Source organism: Alistipes indistinctus YIT 12060, assembly GCF_025144995.1.
Taxonomy (GTDB): Bacteria; Bacteroidota; Bacteroidia; order Bacteroidales; family Rikenellaceae; genus Alistipes_A; species Alistipes_A indistinctus.
Window position 1 is genome coordinate 213,079 of record NZ_CP102250.1, and the last position, 19,370, is coordinate 232,448.

A 19,370-nucleotide genomic window follows, 5' to 3' on the forward strand; every position below is an offset into this window, starting at 1 on the left:
TTATTAATGAAAAATTCGGACAAAAGTTGAATCGTATGCAGGTATTGTCGGTTATTTCGCGAGGTGTCGGTTGACATCCAGTGCTTTTTGTGCAAGGTCGCTGAGGATGGTAACCTCTATCCCGGCTTGCCGTAAAACTGCTTCCCCGAGGCAGGTGACGAAGGTCGGCGGTTCGTATGCGGCGAACACAACCCGTTTCATGCGGTGGAGGATGATCAGTTCGGAGCAGGAGGCCGGTTTGGACTTCCGTGTAGTACAGGGCTCCATGCTGGAATAGACAGTTGCTCCGGTGAGCCGGCTGCCGGCCCGAATGGCTTTGAGGATGGCCTCTTCCTCTGCATGGTTGGTCGGGGCGGTTTCCCGGCTGTACCCGGTGAATACCTGCCCGTCTTCGGTTACGATTACGGCCCCTACCGAATAAGCGCCTTTCGACGGCGGGCACTGAGCGGCCAGTGTAATGGCCTGTTCCATGCGGGCATAATCTTCAGCGGAAGCTTTCAGCGCATAAATGGCAACGGACATATCCCCTACCGCCTGGGTGCTGAGCAGGTGCATCCGCCGATCTTTGTTGTGAGGGAACCTTCCTGCATGTACGAAACGTGGGGCGTGTGAGTCGCCGACAAAAAAAGGAGCCGTAGCCATACGCAAATAATCGATCGCATCTGCGGTGAGAAATTGGGTCAGGATACGGGTACCCCCTTCGATAAACAGCGTACGGATACCCTCTTGCGAGAGAAGCTGCAGGATCGTTTCCGGGGTAATCGGGTCTGTTTTAGCGACGATTACCGTGGCGACGCGCCGTAATGCTGCCAAATGTTCCGGTGATGCTCCCGTTCCGACGATTACGATCTTTCGGCCCGTCCCTTCTGTGAAAAACCGGGCTTGCGGATCGAGCCGTCCACTCGCGCTGACAGTCACTTTGACAGGGTCGGCAGGCTTGCCTTGCGCCGTACGTTTTTCGCGCAGTTTTTCACTGCGGGTGACCAATGCCGGATTGTCTTTGCGGATGGTCTCCGCACCCACCAGCACCGCGTCGCATTCGGCCCGCAAAGCGCGGACCTGTTCCCAATCTTTTGTGCCAGAAAGCACAAGACGCCGGGAAGTGGTGTCGTCTATATATCCGTCGAGCGAGACGGCTGCCGAGGCCCATACGATCATAGCCGGAAAAGTAGATCTGTTATACAAAACAAAGATCATTTAAATTTTTCTAAATCACAAATTTGTGTACCTTTGTATAAGGGAAAGTGTACATGAGGATGAATGGTGCGAAAATGTATGGTTTTCTGAAACATTTTATCATGTTTCACGTTATAGAAGCAACGAAAGACGAATCAAATCCATCTATCTGGTAAGATAGATCGGTATTTATCCTGCGAGTACAGTGACCGAAAGACAGTTGATAAAACGTTGTTGTCAGCATGACCGCGTCGCCCAACAGAAGCTCTATGAAACATATGCCCCCAAGATGCTGGGCATATGCATGCGCTATGTGAAGGACTACCATGTGGCCTGCGACCTGATGCACGACGGTTTTATCACGGTGTACAGTAAAATCGGGGATTTCCGTTCGGAAGGCTCTTTTGAAGGATGGATGCGCCGTATTTTCGTCAATACCGCATTGGGATACCTGCGCAAGGCAAATGTGCTGAACGGCTCGGTACCCGTGGATGGCCTGGTTCAACTGGACAATCACGATGTCACGGTATTCGAACGGATGGAAGCCGCCGAACTGCGCCGGTGCATCGATCGGCTACCCGACGGATACCGGGTGGTGCTGAACCTTTTTGCCATAGAAGGTTATTCGCATAAGGAGATCGCCGAAATGCTGGGCATTAACGAAGGTACTTCCCGTTCGCAGTACGCCCGTGCAAAGATCTATCTGCAAAAGATGTTGCAAAAAGCAGAGATGATGTAAGATGAAACGAGACCGGTTTGATGACATATTGCACTCCAAGCTGCAGGACCCGGAAGCGGATTATGCGGTTCCGTCCTGGAATGAAATGGAGCGTCGGCTGGTCCTTGCTGAAAATGCGGCCGGGGTGGTTCGCAAGCGCTCACTCGGGCGTAGTGTAAAATACTCCATTGCTGCCGCTATAGCCCTTTTAATCGGATTCGGCGTCTATCAATTCGGCCGGCACAGCGGGGAGATGGTTGCTTCTCTGCAGGAGGGCACGGTATCGAAAGGCGGTTCGCTGCCGGCCTTGGAACAGGCTATGAAAGCGGATATGATTGCCAACACGGAACCTTTGAACGATCCCGCTCTCGAAAAACTGTTCCGCTCGGTGCGGAGCGTTACCCCGGTTCAGCCGACTCAAAGTGCGCAGAATCCCCTTCATCGGGCAATGGTTTCGGCGGGGTTGAATGTCCCGCAGGAGCCGTCTGCATGGCCGGAACCGACCGTTTTGTCTCCCGATGAGATCGAAGGACCGGACCGGACGGATGAGCCATACCTGGCGCAAGGACCTCAAACATCGGATCAATCGCCGTTTACCCGGTCCCAGACCGACGGAGTGGATCGCAAGGCTTCGTACCGCAATGGTTTTGACTGGAATAGCGGACTTAAACCGCAGCGCCGTTCGTGGATGGTCTCGGCCTATACGAGCGCACATGCTTCCGGGGCATCCGATGTAAAGTTGCTGAGGAGCCAAACGGCTTTCAACGCAGCGTTGGTGGAGTCGAATTACACGAAAAATGCCGTTACGTTCATTGGGCGTAATCTCAAACACCGCTTCCCCATTTCGGTCGGGGTGAATGTGAAAAAACGGCTGACCGACCGTTGGGGTATCGAAACCGGGCTTGTATATTCCTATCTGGAATCCAGCGGCGATCTGGATGCTGAATATACTTATAGGTATAAACAGAAGATACATTATTTGGGCATTCCGCTCAATCTGAGCTATTCGCTTTACCAAAACAAACGGCTGGACATCTATCTGCAGGGCGGCGGTATGGCCGAAATGGCGCTTTCGGCGCATGGGTATACCCGTATCTTCAATCATGGGGTGTTTGCGTCCGACATCGATGATAAATTGCCGGCCAGCGGTGTGCTGTGGTCGGTTGGGCTCGGAGCCGGTATCAGTTACGATTTTGTGCAGAATTTCGGACTCTATCTCGAGCCGGGGGCCAATTATTATTTCCCCAACAGCAACCAACCCCGCTCCTACCGGACGGACAATCCGTGGAGTTTCAACGTCCGTGTCGGTTTCCGGTTTAAATTTTAATGCGCCATGCAACATTTTGGGTTGTGGTACCGTCTTTGTGTAAAAGACGTCTGAAATTCTAATCCTTAATGTACCTTTTAAGCTCTAAGTTATGAAACGAGTATCAAAACTTTTCGCTTTACTGATAGCCGCGCTCTCGGTCGCTTTGGTCTCTTGCAATAAAGATGGTTCCAGTGACAATTTTTACGTGAGTTACGGCGTGATCGTGGGCACTCAGGATGCCTATACCATTAAAACGGACGGAGGCAATACCCTGACCGTTATCGAGAACCTGGTCCCTTCGTTTCCTGTGGTGGATGGCATGCGTGTGAGGGTCAACTATACCATTGAAAAGCAGACCGCCAACGGTTTCGAAGTCCGGCTTAACGCTATTGAGAAAATTCTGAGCAAGGATCCCGTTTATTCGACGAAACTGACTCCCGAAGAGTTGACGGCACTGGGCAACGACCCGATCGATGTCGAGGACGCCTGGTTCGGGGGAAACTATTTGAACGTGAATTTCTTCGTATTCCGTTTCGATCCTTCTCTGGCGCATTTTATCAATTTGCTGGTGGACGAACAGAATTCCACGGCGGATAATGTGGTGGTTATCCTTAAGCATAACGCTTATGGAGACCCGGCGACTTCGCTTGCTTTCGGCCGCGTGTCGTTTGACATCAGCGGGTTGGTCCCGGCCGGGCAAAAATCGGTTAAGATTACGCTCAAATGGACCAATTACAACAATGTAGAGCGCAGCGATTCGGGTATTTTTACCCTTGACGATCCTGCTGCATCGACGACGCTTACCGGCGCAAAAGACGAACAATCGACCGGTGCAGCCCTGGGGGCGATCAAATAATAACAGGGCGAAAGCCCGGTTAGTTCTGTGGGTTATTTAATTAAGGTTAGCAAGTGAAGCGGGGCGCCATTAGGCGCCCCGCTTCTTTTTGCTTTCAGAACCTTTTTTCCGAAACTTTTATTTGCGCTTCGGACCCGGTTTGGTTACTGTTTTGAGTGCTGTTTTATCGTTCTCCGGTTTGGCTGCCGCCGGTTCGCTTCCCTGTTTTTTGAGCGAATTCAGGTACTGCACTACTGCATATTTGGCAGCTGCGATCGTTTCCCGGTTTACCTTCTCGATTACGCTCCCCCGGGCCAGGTCGTCGCTGCTGATGTAGCCTTCGAGCATCAATAACTGTACGATCATATTGTTGATGTTCGTCTCTTCGCTGTAGCCTTCGGCGATGTAAAGTGTCGGTACTTTGGCCGCAAACTCCTCTGCGAAATCGGGATAGTTCGGAAAACTCATCAATTCCTCGAATGTTTCCCCGAAGCTCGTCAGTTCGATGTTCAGGTTGGGATTTACCAACAGCGGACTGAATTCGTGATTCGGGTCGGACGGATGGAAATTGACAAGGTTGGTGATGTCCACCTTTTTGGACTTGTTGTCCATCCGGCGCAAATCGGCTTTACGCATGTTGTCGAGCTGGTAGAGGTAGAAGTTGTAGCGCCACAACTCGGAGCTGTTCATCTCTCCGTGGAAAAGATGTCGGTACTTTTCATTCAGCAACCGTTTTACCTTGATCTTGCCTTCGTTGATTTCGGGTTTGTTCACACGGACTTCCTGAATCAGTTGTTTGAGTGCGGCCGCCGCCTTCTGCGGGCCCGTGATTTCGCGGCCTTTCTTGCCGATTTCGGTTGACAGTACGCCGCACTGGATGTGGCGTGCCCCACCCTTGCCGTCTTTGCCGCCGCGCAGACAGGTGATAAGATTGTGAATACATTCTACCTGTCCCTCTTCCGAGATGAACGGCTGGCCGCCCGGCGTACTGGCCAGTGCATCGAATATCGCGCTGAACATTTTGCGGTCGATCTGTTTTTCATCGGTCAGCCTGTCATCGCCGAACCGGTACGAAACCGTTGCGATGAAGCGGTTCTGGATCATGTCGAATGCCACATTTTCGATCGTGTAGGCTACCCCATCCCGGGTAAACGACCTGCCTGCGAAGATCATTTTCACCACTTCGGTGATATCTATCTTGTCGAGCAGTTTGAATGACGAAGCGAGGTAGTATTGTTGGTCGGCGGGAGAGAAATCCCAGTCGAGAATGTCGTCCAGGTAGTTGCCGTGACGTGAGATCACCTCGACGATATTCTTGTCGGCCGTGTAGCGTTTGAGCGTGCACTGGAAGTTCGGGCCGTCTCCGCTGGTTGCTTTCTCCTTGCGTTCACCGTGTGCATCGATATAGAGCAGAAAGTTTTCCGGATTGTCGATCCGTGTAATGCCGCCTTCGTTTTTCGAATAGTTACTGGCCGACAGCATGATATCCACCTTGTAAGGCATCGTGATGTCGCACATGCCGCTCACGGTACTGCGGGCGTTGCGGTCGTCCACGTTGCTGTCCGCACTGCTTTCGAACAGGTACTTGTAGTATTTGATATAGTCGGGATCGAAATCGGTCGTACGCGAGAAATCGCCCACTTCGGTACCGATGCCGTAAAGATTTCCGTCGGCGTCCTGGAACTCGTGGAACATGTCGCCGGCGACCATCTTCACCGAGCGGATGCCTTCGAGATTGTTGCGCAGCCATTTGAGGACAAAGGCGGCGATCATTTCGCTCTTGCCTACCCCGCTGTCGCCGTTGATCTCGATTACGAAGACGCTGCCGTCGTTCTCTTCGACCATAAACAGCGATCCGTGGCGCGGCGTGCCACCCATCTCTTTCACCTTTTCGTTGATGACCGTCAGGCGCGGTTTTTTTACGTCGCCGAAATAATCGGCTTCCGACTTGAGCGGCGTGACGATCGTCTTGATGTTGCCTGCGGGACCTTTGATGTCGAAGTAACCGATCTGCGGGAATGAAATCAGTTTTTCCGGGGCGCCGAGCAGCGAAATGACGTCCGGCACGAAATTACGGATGTCCTGCAGGCTGATGTCTTCCGTATAATTGAGCCGGTAGTTGTCGGTCAGGTATTTCAGGTAACCCTTCTGGAAGATGACCAGCTCCTTGACAATGCCGTGCTTAACCACCTTGCAACGGTAGTCGTCCGAGTCCATGTTCGCGACGAAACGTGCGAGGCGGTGTACGAAGAACGACGGATCGGGCCGCAAGTCGATGTAGCGGATGTATTCGGCCGGATAATCGGAAGGAATCTCCCCATCAGGCTTTTTGCTTTCCACCCGGTCGATCTTGTGGAACGGATATTCGCGTTTTTTTGCGTCGGTAACGATCCGCGTGTGTTCCTGTACGGGCTGTTCCGACGAGATTACGCCGCACTTGGTCATCAGTTCGTTAATCCAGTTGATACGGCCTCCGGCGAAGGTTTCGAGCGACTTGTTTTCCATTTCGAAACCTTTGTAAATCGAAATGCCGTGTTGTACCATTTCGTTTACGCTGGAATTTTGCTTCTTGAATGCCGTTTCGACGATCCGTACGATCGTATGCGCATAACGGTTGTAATAGTCCGTACCCCGGGTGCGCTTGATCAGGCTGATGTAGAATCGCACGACGCGGCGGCTGACCGCATAGATTTCGCTTTCTGCGATCTTGATGTCTTTCTTGCGCATGATGTAGTTACTCAGTTCCTGCAACTGCATCGGCATGATGCTCGAAACGAACTCTTCGGTGAGCATCCTCACTTCCGTGTCGTCGCAGTCGCTGATGCGCTTGTCGAAATAGGCCAGTTTGTCGCAGACCATCTTGTAGAAAGACTTGTCGTTTTCGAGTAGGTACAGGTAGAGTATCTTGTCCGTGATTTCGGCTGCCCGGTCCACTCCTGTGCGCAGTACGTCTTCGATATAGCCGATGCTTTTTTGCGAGATGGTGAGGTTGCGGAACTCTTCTTTGTCACGCAGCGTGCGCATGAATTCGTCGATCCAGATATTCAGGTTCAACTGTAAAAGCTTGATACCGGTGATCTCTTCGAAGCATGCGCCGGCCATCTGGATAATTTCGCGGCGGCTAGGTTCGAGACTCTCCTTCTCGAACGGCAGGTTGAAGTGCAGCAAGATCTCCCGGATATACTTTTTGATGATCGAGTTCAATCCTTCGAGCTTTGCCTTGTCGAGTTCGGGACTGCCCGTTGCGTTGATAGCCAGGATTTTCATTTTGCTGTCCGAGAAGAGCAAGTTCTCCATCTCGATCAGGATCTCCATCATTACACTCTTCTCCTCGGGGTTGTCGAGTACGTGGTGGTTCGGCTGGAAAGTCCGTTTGTTGGTAATGTATTTCAGGATGACCGCTTTGCTGTATTTCGAACTGACCGTGTTGAAATCCAGGTCGGCCAGCGCCGGAACACGTTTGTAAACCTGTGCGAGCAGGTTTTCATAGATTTTGGTGAATGCCGAACTGCGGACGAATTCGAAAACGTCTTTGCAGGTGCCGACGATATCGCCGTGCAGCTCGATCACCGAGTTGGCCGACCTTCCGATTGTAGTGATCGTTACGCCGCTTTTTTCGGGAGAGGCGTGGTACAGCGAGCGTACGTCGCGGATTTGCAGCGACGGCGCTTTGTCTTTCTTGTATTTCGCTGAAAGCGGATAATCCGCAATGATGCTCTCGATGAAATCTTTGTCTTTCGGATAGCGGAACATCTCATTCAGCAGGGCGCTGCTTTCACGCTCTTTGTTCGCCGAATCGGCACGCATGGCGGCAAATTGGTTCCAATACCGGATGAAGATCGAAAAGGCATCTTCCAATTCGGCCCCGAGAACTTTCAACCCCTCTTTCGATGCCGAGGTATAGCCGCCCAAAGAGAAGCGTACGAGTCCTGTCGGATACGGTACGGTGGCTACGCCTTTGTTCCGGGCCAGCATCTGGCAGAACAGCAGCAGGTCGGGGTACGAATAGGGACCGGTGATCTTGAAGTTGAACAGGTAGGAACCGTCCGATTGGATGACTCGTAGTGCTGTCCCCGCCGGACTGTTGTCAAGCAGGCGCTGTCCGATCTCTTTGGCCATCTTCATACGCGTGAGCGATTCGTGGCGAAAGTTCTTGTTCACCCGGAAACGGTTCAGGTTTTCCACCAACTTGCTTTGGTAGTAGACGAAAAACGGTTCGTCGTGGTATTTGAAATCGTCCGGCAGTCCCAGTACGTCTAGCTTGTCCAGGGCTACCAGTTCGTCGAGCAGGAACAGGTAGAGCGGCGACCCCTCGAAGCCGGCCGTTTTGTGCAACTGGCGGTTGGTTTTGCTGATCTCGTTGTTTTGCTGGGTCTTTTCGAATTGGCTGACGATAAATTTGACGATCGCCTTTTTGATTTTCGAACGCGAAGCGTTTTTCGGCAGTTCGGCTTCGATCTGGTCTTTGATGCGCTTGGCTACCTGGGCGATCTCGAGCGTATTGTTGAGCATCAGCAACGAGTTGTTGTTGCCGTGTTCGGCGCTGTTGCAGGCCCGTGCGTATTTTGCGAAGTCCGTTGCCTGGGGAGTGACGGCTACGGCGCCGAGGCGTTCGCCCGTGGCGGCGAGGTTCTTCGTGGTCGAAAGCGACGAAATGGCCTTGATACGCGACTGCGCGTTAATGTTGTTCATGATGTAGCGAGAAAGCGTACGCCATTTTGGCAACTCGCGGTCTTCGATCTTGACGCTCTCTGCGTATGCTTCGTCGAGGAACAGCGTGATTTTGCAACTGTTCAGGAAACGCAGAAAGTTGTTGGCCGCCTCGCTGTTGAAATCGGTATAACCCGTGGGATTGTTCGGGTCGTTGACGATGATCGTCGTATTTTCGCAGAAAAGGTCCCACAGGCTGCCGCTGTCGTCGAATAATGCCAAGGTCGATTTGATCCGTTGCAACCGGTCGATCAGGCGGTCGTAGGCAAGCCTGCCTTCGTTGTCGTTCTCGATTTCGATGTCGAACGGATTGATGTCGAAACAGTCGTCCGGCAGCAGGTCTTTGTACTCCCAGGCCTGGATCGCATTGTAAATGATATAGGGCTTCGGCCGGCCGTTCGGGTTGAACAGCAGGTCGCGGATGATCATCTGTACGGCATCCGATACCGAGGTCTGGTCGAGGTTGCCTAACGCGGCGAGGAAATTTTTGACGATCTCCTTGTCCTCTTCTTTGAGCGCGAAGTATTTGTCGCGGATGCCCAGGTCGATCAGGAACTTCTCGAAGCGCCCCTTGTTGTCGGCATCTTTGCCCGTTTTGGTTAGGTATTCCTGGTATTTCTCAAGGAACAGGTTGATGCCGAAATTCTTATGGAAATGATTGTGCAGCGTCCGCTCGTAGCAGCTCGGAATGATGTCGAGGATCAGCTGGCATGCATAGCGGATTTTGCTGTTCAGGTTGTTGAACGTTTTACTGCGCAGGTAGTCCCCGAAAGTCTTGATTTGGTGACGGCCACCGCCTTCGAGGATCGTTATGACGTCGATGAGTTTGTTGCCCGCATAGAAATAATTTTTCATGCGGCTTTCGAACTCGTCGATCAGCTCCTGGGTCTGTACCTTCTTGGTTTCCTGTTTGTGGCAGTTCTCAAGGAAGAAGATAAAGTCGCGCAGCTTTTCGAGCGAGTATTTATCCTGTACGACCTGCCGCGAGAAAGAGTCGAGTTTGAAGAGTGTGATCCGTTTCTCGATATCGTTCGGATCGCCCGTCTGTTCGTTGAGCAGCGTTTCGAGTTCGGCGGCGTACTCTCCGATCTGGGCTTCTATCTTTTCTCGGAACTCCTTGAGATAGGTCGGGTTGACATTTTCCAGGATCAGGCGCAGGTTCAGCTGTGTATTCGACGGCGAGCCGAGTTTTTTGGTGTGTACTTTGTTGAGCGTATTGATAATGCCGTTGTGGAAACAGAAGATCAGCGAGGTATTCGAGCTGCGCGACTCTTTCGAGTCGTCCACGATCACCAATCGCGTCAGCAGCGGGAACCATTTTTCACCGGCATAATGGTTGATGCGGGCGTGCTTTACCTTGACGACGAATACCGAAGTGGTGTCGGCCGTCATCTTTTCGTAGAGCAGTTCCGGGGCGGGCGATTCCATTACCACGACGCAGTCCTTGCTGAATACGTCGCCGCGCAGCAGGGAGACGGCTTTGTCGGCGTTCCCGGACACGACTGTACGGATCATGCCGTTCATCCCTTTGAAATTCACGGCCCACTTGCTGCGGTGCAGGAAGTCGCAAATTTCGGCTTTTGTCGTGTAATGGGTGCTTTGGCTGATCATCTGTTCGAGCGTGTCCATCAGGTAGTTCCAGTGCGCTTCGTTGATGTCGCCCGTTACGCCGATCACGTCGCGGTATTTGCGTAGGTCGCGAACGTGCCCGCCTAACTGGATTTGCGACATGAAGTCGATGTGATAACTGTTGATCGGCGGCGTGCCGACCGAAAGGTCATGGCTGTCGCGGATATTGATCAGGACATTTTTGATTTCGGTAGTCGTCCCGTCGGTATCGAGCACCGAATTGATCTTTTTGACGAATTCTCCGCGTTTGCTGCTCAGTTCGAATGCTTTCGAGTTGTTGTGAGGGATCAGCATCAGCGACACATCGGTATAACCGGGGATATCCTCGCGGAATTTGAGCAGGTAACGGTTGATCTCGGCCTGTTGGCGGGCCGGATCGTCGGGCTCTTCCATACAGAGGCTGACGAAGCTGGTCAGATTATCGAAGATGTGGCGCGGCAGGAAGATTTCGGCCCGCTCGCCCAACGATTCGTACAGGTTCAGCAGCTGGAGAGCCTCGTTGCTCAGGAATGCTTTCGGTTCGCCTACGATTTTCATGATTTTTCAGATAGTTTGCGTTTGTTCTTCTTGCGTTCGTTTATACACGATGACAGCACAAATATACGGGTGTAGATGTAAAAAAGTGTCTTGATGTTAAAATTTTATTTTATTTGTTTTAAAATATACAAATAAAAATAATTGAAAAGGCCCGGGTATAAGTAATTGGCCGTGATCAAAAATAATAAAAAAGATTGATCCGCAGCTCAATCTTCCGAACAGGTTATGAACAATTGAGCAATGATGCGGGAAGTCTTTTTCCGTGGGACCGGAATGTAAAATAGAGGTATATTAATAAATATATTTATTAATATATTGTTGATAATCAAATATTTAATGGTGTGATTTTTGCGGCGATTTTCGTACCAACCATTAAACCCTCAAACGTATGAAAAAATTATTGTTATTGGCAGTTTGTATAGCGATGGCTTACGGCTGTTCACAATCAGATCTTTTGACGGAACCTGGCCTGATTCAGTCTTCAACCAAATCGGTTCAGCGGGTGGCGGGTTTGTTGCAAATCAATGCCGGAGGAGGTACGGTGCAAGCCCATGTCAGTCTGAATCCTGCAATTCCTCTCTATCTCGATGTCTATATCACCGTCCATAACATCAATATTGATTTTGGCGGAGGTTCAGGTACGACGTATGGTTCTGCTACTCTTATAACTATGCTGGGATATAGTGGAAATGCCTATTCTGAAGTGTTGAACGGTAGCGCAACCTCTCACTCTTATGTAGACGTAAACAGTTTGAAAATAAGGCCGGACGTTCCAGATCTGTATCATATTGAGTGGACAGTAACCGGCTTACCTTATGAGGATCCTGATCCACCTTTTCCGATCAACCCGGGTGGTGGTGGCGGCGGAGACGGTTGTGATACGCTTTGTTTGGTCGTTACGTCTCCTTATTTCCATATTCCTGCAAACAACGGTAAATTTGATTAAAAACAAAAGAAGGCCGGAATTCCGGCCTTCTTTTTGGAATAATAGGGAATCGCGAAGTTACAGCTCGTAGCGGTAGATCTGGGCTGTAGCGGTGCGGTAATCCTTCTCCAGTTGCAGCAGCGTCTCGCGGCTTTGATACAGCGTACTTACCTCTGTGAAGTATTCGATTACGGAAATTTGTCCTGCGTCCAGGGCCTTGTTCAGTAACTCGATGTTATTCTGGTTACGGAGCACTGCCTGTAGGGATTCCGCCGACTGGCGAAGGGTTTGCGCCTGTTCGTAAAGTTGCTTCAGAATCGTAACGCTGTTCAGTTTAGCGCTTTGCAGCTTCGTGTCGGAAAAGTAGCTTTGCGCCCGGGCGGCTTTCACCTTATTTTTATTTTCGAACATCGGGATCGACATGCCGACGAGTAAACCGTTGAAGCGTCCTTCGAGTCCGTAATTGTGCCGGTACCCTACTTCGAATTTGGGCAGTGCGAGCGCCTTGTTCAGCGTAATCGTTTTCAGGTTGACGCTGTGCTCGTCCGCCAAACGTTGCAATTCCGGGCTCTGTTCCATGTAGAGCGTTTCGAGCGTGGCATATTCGGGGAGTTCCGATTCCGCCGGATAGTCCGTGGCTGTGAAATTGACCGGCTCTCCACCTGCGAGGTTCGAGAGTTGTTGCAGCCGGGCTTTTAACGTTGTGGCATTCAGGTTCGCTGCAGTTTGTGCTGCGATCAATTCAACACTGATCTTGTTTGTTTCCAAAATATTGGCGGCTCCGGTCTCCAGTTTTTGTTTATATACAGACGAGAGGCGTTGTGCGTTGGACAGTCGTTCGCCGAGCAAAATCTGCTGTTGCCGCAGGTAGATGATTTCGATACAGAGCTCTTTGGCCTGCAACAGTAATTGCTGGCGGAACTCGGCACCTTCGCTGTCGTACAGAGAGGCTTTGAGTTTCGCGATTTTATTACGGGCTGCATAAGCTCCCGGAAAATCAAACGGCTGCGTGACGGTCAATTCGGAGTTGTTGCCCGGAACCGGCCGGCGCCAAAGGTTCTCGAACTCTACCGACGGATTCTCCAGCGAGTTACCGGTTTTGGCTTCGAGTTTTTGGGCTTCGGTCAGCTTGCGCTGGGCCTGCAACTCTTTTGATGCCTGTTCTACGAGCAACAGCACTTCGTCGATGCTCTCCTGCGCCCGCAGGGGACCGAAGCTCGCGAGGCACGCGGTTATGATTAGGATCGTACGTTTCATACCTGTTCTTGTTTACGGTTGATAATCAGATAGACGGTCGGAATGATAAACCCGTTGAGCAGTGTCGAACTGAGCAGGCCGCCGAGAATTACTTTGGCCAAAGGGCTCTGAATTTCGTTGCCGGCCAGGTTACCGCCCAGGGCCAGCGGAATGAGTGCGAGGGCCGAGCTCAGTGCGGTCATCAGGATTGGATTCAGCCGGTCGAGCGATCCCTGCACGATGCTTTCACGGAGTGACATTCCTTCACCCCGCAGGTGGTTGTAATGGGATACAAGCAGTATGCCGTTTCGCGTGGCGATACCCAGCAGCGAAATGAAACCGATAATGGCCGGAATACTGATCTCACCGGATGTGATCCACAGGCTGAAGATTCCGCCGATTAGCGCCAGCGGCAGGTTGAGCATGATGATGCCGGCCATCGATACCTTTTTGAACTCCTGGAACAGCAACAGGAATATTACCAGCAGCGAGATGAGCGACGTGAAGAGCAAAATGCGCGAAGCCGCCTGTTCGCTCTCGAACTGCCCGCCGTATTCGATGTGGTAACCTTCCGGTAGCGGCACGTCGTTTTTCACGATCTTCTGGATGTCGTTCACCACTCCGCGCAGGTCGCGTCCGGCCACGTTCGCGGAAATGACTATCTTGCGTTGGGCGTTTTCACGGTTGATGGTATTGGGGCCCGATGAAGAAACCAGTTCAGCTATGTAATTCAGCGGGATTTTCTGGCCGTTTGCATCGATGGTGAGATTTCCGATCCGCTCCATTTCACTGCGGCTGTTGTCATTCATCTTGACCGTGACGTCGAACGAACGTCCCTGGTCGTACACTTGGGACACTACCCTGCCGGCCAGCGCCACTTCGATGAATTCCGAAAATTCCGGCAGTGTGATGCCGTAACGCGCCAGCATTTCACGCTTGGGTTTGATCTGCAACTGCGGGCGCTCTACCTGTTGCTCGACATTCAGGTCGGCGATGCCTTCCACCCCGGAAACGGCTCCTTTGATCCGGTTGCCGAGCGTGAAGAGTTCATTCAGGTCGGGGCCGAAAAGTTTGATCGCAATATTGGCCTTCGTACCCGAGAGCATTGCGTCGATACGGTGAGAAATCGGTTGTCCCAATTCGATATTTACGCCGTGCAGGACGCTCAGTTTTCGGCGCACGTCGGCCGTAAATTCGTCTTTTGACCGCTTGGCCAGGATATATGGAGCTTCCAGCTCCGACACATTCACGCCGAGCGCGTGTTCGTCCAGTTCGGCGCGGCCTGTCTTGCGTACGACCGTCTGGATTTCAGGCACGGTCAACAATATCTCTTCCACGTTGCGCCCCACTTTATCGGACTCTTCGAGAGAAATGCCGGGCATCGTGGCGACATTGATCGTAAATGACCCCTCGTTGAACGGGGGCAGGAAGCTGCGTCCCAGGCTGAAGAAAATAATCAGCGAAACGACGAACAGCCCTACCGTGCTGCCGAGTACGGCCCGTTTGTGGCCGAGTACCCATTCCAGTGCCGGACGGTAAATCTTTTTCAGCCAGCGCGCCAGGAACGGCTCTTTTTCGCTTTTACGCAGCACCTTGTCTCCGGTAAGCAGGTAACTGCACATGACGGGGGTCAGTGTGACCGCTACGATCATCGATGCAAAAAGGGCTACGATGAACGAAATGCCCAACGGTCGAAGCATCCGTCCTTCCATCCCGCTGAGGAAAAAGAGCGGAATGAACGCGACGATGGTGATGATCGTGGCATGTACGATCGAGGTGCGTATTTCGGTTGATGCGTCGTATACGACGTTCAGCGATGGACGCCGTTCGGCTTTCGGGAGCCGGAAATTCTCCTTGAGCCGTTTGAAGACGTTCTCCACGTCGATGATCGCATCGTCCACCAGCGATCCGATGGCAATGGCCATACCACCGAGACTCATCGTGTTGATGGTAAAGCCCATCAGTTTGAGCGCGAGAATCGATACGAGCAACGAGAGCGGCAGTGCTACCAGCGAGATGACTGTCGTGCGTACGTTCATCAGGAAGAAGAACAATACCACCACGACAAAAAACGCCCCTTCGAACAGGGCTTTCCGGATGTTGTCGATCGATCCTTCGATAAAGCGGGCCTGACGGAAACTGTCGGTCGACAAGTGGATGTCCGCCGGAAGCTGTGTCTGGATCTCGGCGATCGCTTTGTCGAGCCGTTCGGTCAGTTCCAGTGAGTTCGTGCTGGGTTGCTTGGTGACGGTCATCAGGACGGCCGGTTTGCCACGCTCGGAAGCAACGCCCATTTTCGGGGTTTTGGCCCCGGTGCGTACGTTGGCTACATGCTCGAGCAGGATCGGGTTGCCGCCTGCCGTTTTAACGACGGCTTTTCCCATGTCGTCGGCCGAAGTGGTCGAAAGCATGCCCCGGATGATGTATTCGTTGCCGTACTGGTTCAGCACACCTCCGTTCGAGTTGCGGCTCAGGTCGTTCACGACGTTCATCACCTCGTCGAGCGAGACGTTGAAGTTTTTCATGCGGATCGGGTCGAGCAGAATCTGGTATTCCCGGATTTCGCCGCCGATGACGGTGACTTGCGCCACGCCGCCGGTGGAGAGCAGCCGCGGACGGATGTTCCAGTCTGCGATGGTTCGCAGCTCTTGCAGTGAAGTGCTGTCCGAGGTAAGGCCGACGATCATCAGCTCGCCCAGGATCGACGACTGCGGTCCGAGGGTCGGATTCCCAACGTTGTCGGGTAGCGTGGCGTTGACGGCGGCCAATTTTTCCGAGACGATCTGGCGCGCTTTGTAGATGTCCGTTCCCCAGTCGAATTCCACCCATACGACCGAAAATCCGGTCGTAGACGATGAACGCACCCTGCGTACGTCGGTAGCTCCGTTCACGGCGGTTTCAATCGGAAAAGTCACCGTGCGCTCGACCTCCTCGGAAGCCATACCCGGCGCCTCGGTCATCACGACCACAGTCGGGGCGTTAAGGTCGGGAAATACATCCACCTCCATCTGCCGGGCCGTATATGCGCCCACGAAGAGCAGCAATACGCCCATAATCATTACCAACAATCGGTTGTGTAATGAGAAGTCGATTATTTTATTCAGCATGGCGGTGTCGGTTTAGTGCTGGTGTCCGTGGGGAATGGCACCCGAGAACGAAGCCATCTTGACTCGGTAAGCTCCGCGGCTGACGACGTTGTCGCCCGGTTCGAGGCCCGCAAGAATTTGTATGTTTTTTCCGTCGCTGGCACCCAGTTTTACTTCCTGTTTGCGATATCCATCCTCGTCGATCTGGACGAAAACCGAGTAATTGCCCTGTTCTTCGATCAGCGCCGTGACCGGAACGGTCAGCGTGTTCGGTTTGGGTGATGAGATCAGGAATACCTCGACGAACGATCCCGAGACGATCCCGCCTTTGTTGTCGAATTCGAACGTGACAGGAATGTAGGCCGATGCGCCGTCCGAAGCTTTCCCGACCGACACGAGCCGTCCGCCCAGATCTTTGAGCGAATAGGTTTTGTCGTCGTATGAGGTTTTGAAGTTCGCACTCGAGATGGTCGGTAGTGCACCGTGATAGCGTTGCGAAACTTCGGCTTTGAGCTTCAGCCTGCGGTTTTGCGAAATAGTGGCCAGCAGCTGCCCGACTTCGACGAATTGCCCTTCGCTGACAGCTATGTTTTTGATAAAGCCACCGATAGGCGCCCCTACGCCCGTGCCTTTCGCTGTAGTCTTGTTCGCTACGGCCTCCTGCGCCGTTTTAGCGTTTTGGTAATTGAGTTTGGCCTGTTCGTATTCGGACTGCGAAATAATTTTGTCTTTGACGAGCTCCTCCGCCCTCTCGTAAGCTGCTTTTGCCTGTGCGAAGGCGGCTCGGGTGCGGGCCGTGTAGTCGCCTTCGGCGATATTCTTCGACGAAATATAGAAAAGATTTTCGCCTCGGCTTACCGAAGCGCCTTCGGACAGTTTTTTCGAAGAGAACGATACGACTCCGCTGACGGTGGCGACTACGGTCGCTTCGTCTCCCTGTGCGGCTAAGATTTGTCCGCTGGCCGGAATAACTTCATAGAATGTGGTCGGTTCGACTTTGTGAAGTGCGAAATCCGTTTCTGCAGCTTGTTCTTTGGTGAAGACGATTTCTCCGGCGGGATGTCCGGCCTTACCTTCGTGTTGATGATCGAGGTTCTCCCTTTCATGGTCGTGACCTTCGGCTTCGTGGTTATGTCCCTCTGCCGCATGGTCGTGATCGTCGTGAGATTGACACGCTTCGTGCGCCTCATGGTCGTGCGTGTCCTTTGGAGTTTGCTTTCCGGTGCAGCCCGTAACGAGCGCGACGGAGATTAATGCTATCAATATTTTGTTCATCGCTTGTTTCGATTGTAAATGGGACTTATACAATTACTCCGGTGAAGCTGTGCAAAATTGTACAACTTCCCGTCGGGCGCGTGTACAACACTCGGTTGTAACGGCGCTTAAGCGATGAATGCAGGAGGGGCGCGGAGGGCTGCGGGGCCTTGGGATTCGGCTCCGTGTAAAGCGGCAACGAACGGCCGGTAATCTACCGGGCTGCCGTGGCCACTGAGTAATAGTGAAAGATCAGGATATACGTAATAGAAAAGCGTGAAAACGAAAGCGTCGGCCGGTTGCAGGTCATGCGTATGGCCTAGGCAGAACTGGTGGTCGCTGTCGTTACGGCCCGACATGACGAACAGCTGGCGCAGGTCGCAGTCATTGTCCGTTTCGGGATGATGGTGCGAAGCGGTAACCGGCGCCTGCTGGCATTCGGTGCATTGCTCTACAACCGAAAACCGGATCGAACCGTCGCAGTGGTGGTGGTGAGGCAACACCGACAATACCAGCATGAGTATGCCGGTACAGAGCAGGATGATGCGGATGCCTGTTTGCCTCATTGTGTTGATACTCCTTTTTGAACGTTCAGTTTATCGGCAGGTCGATGTTATTTTATAAACGGTTATTCGCCGTAAAATATTTTAGGCTGCGATTTTAGGTGTTTCGGCATCGCCTTTTTTCAACATATTGCGGTAAATCTTGTCCATGATCACGGCGATGGCTCCCCCGCCCGTCACATTGCCGGCGGTGCCGAAGCTGTCCATCGTGATGTAGAGTGCAATCATCAGGGCCTGCAATTCGGCGTTGAAACCCAAAATCGATGCGAGCAGTCCGAGTGCCGCCATGATCGCTCCGCCCGGGACGCCGGGAGCGGCTACCATCGCGATGCCGAGCATGAAGATAAAGCCTGCATACAATTCGAATGTGATCGGGAATGTGTCGGGTGTCATCCACATGATCGCCAATGCACAGGCGACGATTTTCAGGATGCTGCCCGAGAGATGGATCGTTGCGCAAAGCGGTACCACGAAACCTGCCAGATCGGGATGTACACCCATTTTGATCGTTTGTTGGAGCGATACGGGAATGGTAGCGGCGGACGATTGCGTACCGAGAGCCGTGGCATAGGCCGGCAGCATGATGCGCAGCAGCTTGAGCGGATTACGCTTGGCGATCGCTCCGGCAATGGCATACTGGATCAGCAGCAGTGCGATGTGCATGACGAAGATGATGATGATCACCTTCAGGAACAGCGACATTACCTGCACAGCCTGTCCTTCGGCGCCCATTTTCAGGAAAATTCCGAAGATGTAAAGCGGTAGCAGCGGTACGATCACTTTGCCGATCAGCAGGTTGATCACTTCCCCGAATTCATTGAGCGCATCCTTGAACGTACGTCCCGGTAGCGCGGCCAACCCCAAGCCTAAAATGAAAGAGAAGACCAATGCGGAAACGACGTCCATAAACGGCGGCATGTCGATCGTAAAAAACGGAGGGATCGTCGCACTGGTGATCGATGCCAGCGGGTTGGTCGCTTCCACGGCGGCGGTACCGGCGGCTGAAACCTCGTGTACCCCGCCGCCCGGCAGCAGGTACGGGAAGGTCGCCAGACAGGTGAAATAGGAGAAAAAACCCGCAAACAGTGTCGAGATATATGCGACGAGTGCCGTAATGCCCAACAGTTTACCCGCCCCGGATCCGAGGTCGGCAATACCCGGAGCCACCAGGCCGACAATAATCAGCGGAATGGAGAAGCTCAGGAAATTGCTGAAGATGGAGTTGATGGTGACGAAAATGCGAACGCCGGGCGTCGGAAGGAAGGTCGAAAAGGTTAAGCCGAGAACGATTGCGATGACGATTTTCAGCAACAGTCCGACTTTGAAGCGTCGTTTCATTAGGCGGTTTTTAAATTTGAGCGTAAATATAAATAAATTTTCCCAATGAAAAAT

11 protein-coding genes are annotated in these 19,370 nt (G+C 52.6%); 4 read left to right on the forward strand and 7 right to left on the reverse strand.

All coding sequences use genetic code 11. From position 1 onward, the window contains the following. Positions 1-51: 51 nt before the first annotated feature. Entirely contained in the window at positions 52-1,158 is a 1,107-nt protein-coding gene (locus tag NQ495_RS01045; protein ID WP_040294610.1) for a dihydrofolate reductase family protein, read from the reverse strand. A gap of 223 nt (positions 1,159-1,381) precedes the next feature. On the opposite strand from NQ495_RS01045, the gene NQ495_RS01050 reads away from it, so the two are divergent. From NQ495_RS01050 to NQ495_RS01060, 3 genes are all read left to right on the forward strand, one after another. Then, positions 1,382-1,915, forward strand: a complete 534-nt coding sequence (locus tag NQ495_RS01050; protein ID WP_040294609.1) for an RNA polymerase sigma factor — start codon at positions 1,382-1,384, stop codon at positions 1,913-1,915. Position 1,916: 1 nt separating this feature from the next. Continuing rightward, a complete protein-coding gene (locus NQ495_RS01055) occupies positions 1,917-3,221 on the forward strand; it encodes a porin family protein (RefSeq protein ID WP_009134841.1) in 1,305 nt (434 codons plus the stop codon). 91 nt (positions 3,222-3,312) lie between these two features. Then, a complete protein-coding gene (locus NQ495_RS01060; protein WP_009134840.1) occupies positions 3,313-4,059 on the forward strand; it encodes a NigD1/NigD2 family lipoprotein in 747 nt (248 codons plus the stop codon). A gap of 117 nt (positions 4,060-4,176) precedes the next feature. Here NQ495_RS01060 and NQ495_RS01065 read toward each other — a convergent pair whose 3' ends face one another. Further along, positions 4,177-10,914 carry an aminotransferase class I/II-fold pyridoxal phosphate-dependent enzyme gene (locus NQ495_RS01065; RefSeq protein WP_009134839.1) on the reverse strand — a complete coding sequence of 2,246 codons (6,738 nt, stop codon included), beginning with the start codon at positions 10,912-10,914 and terminating at the stop codon, positions 4,177-4,179. A gap of 388 nt (positions 10,915-11,302) precedes the next feature. On the opposite strand from NQ495_RS01065, the gene NQ495_RS01070 reads away from it, so the two are divergent. Further along, positions 11,303-11,860: a hypothetical protein gene (locus NQ495_RS01070; RefSeq protein ID WP_009134838.1), complete on the forward strand. Its 558-nt coding sequence runs from the start codon at positions 11,303-11,305 to the stop codon at positions 11,858-11,860. Between the two features lie 57 nt (positions 11,861-11,917). Here NQ495_RS01070 and NQ495_RS01075 read toward each other — a convergent pair whose 3' ends face one another. The 5 genes from NQ495_RS01075 to NQ495_RS01095 all read right to left on the reverse strand — a co-directional run bounded on the left by NQ495_RS01075 (position 11,918) and on the right by NQ495_RS01095 (position 19,316). Continuing rightward, on the reverse strand, positions 11,918-13,096 hold the full coding sequence (locus NQ495_RS01075) for a TolC family protein (RefSeq protein WP_009134837.1): 1,179 nt from the start codon (positions 13,094-13,096) through the stop codon (positions 11,918-11,920). After that, complete coding sequence (locus NQ495_RS01080) at positions 13,093-16,182, reverse strand: efflux RND transporter permease subunit (RefSeq protein WP_009134836.1); 3,090 nt, start codon at positions 16,180-16,182, stop codon at positions 13,093-13,095. Before NQ495_RS01080 ends, NQ495_RS01075 begins: the two co-directional genes overlap by 4 nt. Before the next feature lie 12 nt (positions 16,183-16,194). After that, entirely contained in the window at positions 16,195-17,436 is a 1,242-nt protein-coding gene (locus tag NQ495_RS01085; protein WP_009134835.1) for an efflux RND transporter periplasmic adaptor subunit, read from the reverse strand. 107 nt (positions 17,437-17,543) lie between these two features. Further along, the gene (locus tag NQ495_RS01090; RefSeq protein ID WP_009134834.1) at positions 17,544-17,981 is read right to left on the reverse strand and encodes a DUF6769 family protein; all 438 of its coding nucleotides are present in this window, start codon (positions 17,979-17,981) and stop codon (positions 17,544-17,546) included. A gap of 81 nt (positions 17,982-18,062) precedes the next feature. After that, positions 18,063-19,316, reverse strand: a complete 1,254-nt coding sequence (locus tag NQ495_RS01095) for a dicarboxylate/amino acid:cation symporter (RefSeq protein ID WP_009134833.1) — start codon at positions 19,314-19,316, stop codon at positions 18,063-18,065. Positions 19,317-19,370: the final 54 nt, after the last annotated feature.

Bases quoted from the DNA above. Each gene is read 5' to 3' on its own strand.
- NQ495_RS01045 (WP_040294610.1), bottom strand. From the start codon at position 1,158: ATGATCGTATGGGCCTCGGCAGCCGTCTCGCTCGACGGATATATAGAC.
- NQ495_RS01055 (WP_009134841.1), top strand. From the start codon at position 1,917: ATGAAACGAGACCGGTTTGATGACATATTGCACTCCAAGCTGCAGGAC.
- NQ495_RS01060 (WP_009134840.1), top strand. From the start codon at position 3,313: ATGAAACGAGTATCAAAACTTTTCGCTTTACTGATAGCCGCGCTCTCG.
- NQ495_RS01065 (WP_009134839.1), bottom strand. From the start codon at position 10,914: ATGAAAATCGTAGGCGAACCGAAAGCATTCCTGAGCAACGAGGCTCTC.
- NQ495_RS01070 (WP_009134838.1), top strand. From the start codon at position 11,303: ATGAAAAAATTATTGTTATTGGCAGTTTGTATAGCGATGGCTTACGGC.
- NQ495_RS01075 (WP_009134837.1), bottom strand. From the start codon at position 13,096: ATGAAACGTACGATCCTAATCATAACCGCGTGCCTCGCGAGCTTCGGT.
- NQ495_RS01080 (WP_009134836.1), bottom strand. From the start codon at position 16,182: ATGCTGAATAAAATAATCGACTTCTCATTACACAACCGATTGTTGGTA.
- NQ495_RS01085 (WP_009134835.1), bottom strand. From the start codon at position 17,436: ATGAACAAAATATTGATAGCATTAATCTCCGTCGCGCTCGTTACGGGC.
- NQ495_RS01090 (WP_009134834.1), bottom strand. From the start codon at position 17,981: ATGAGGCAAACAGGCATCCGCATCATCCTGCTCTGTACCGGCATACTC.
- NQ495_RS01095 (WP_009134833.1), bottom strand. From the start codon at position 19,316: ATGAAACGACGCTTCAAAGTCGGACTGTTGCTGAAAATCGTCATCGCA.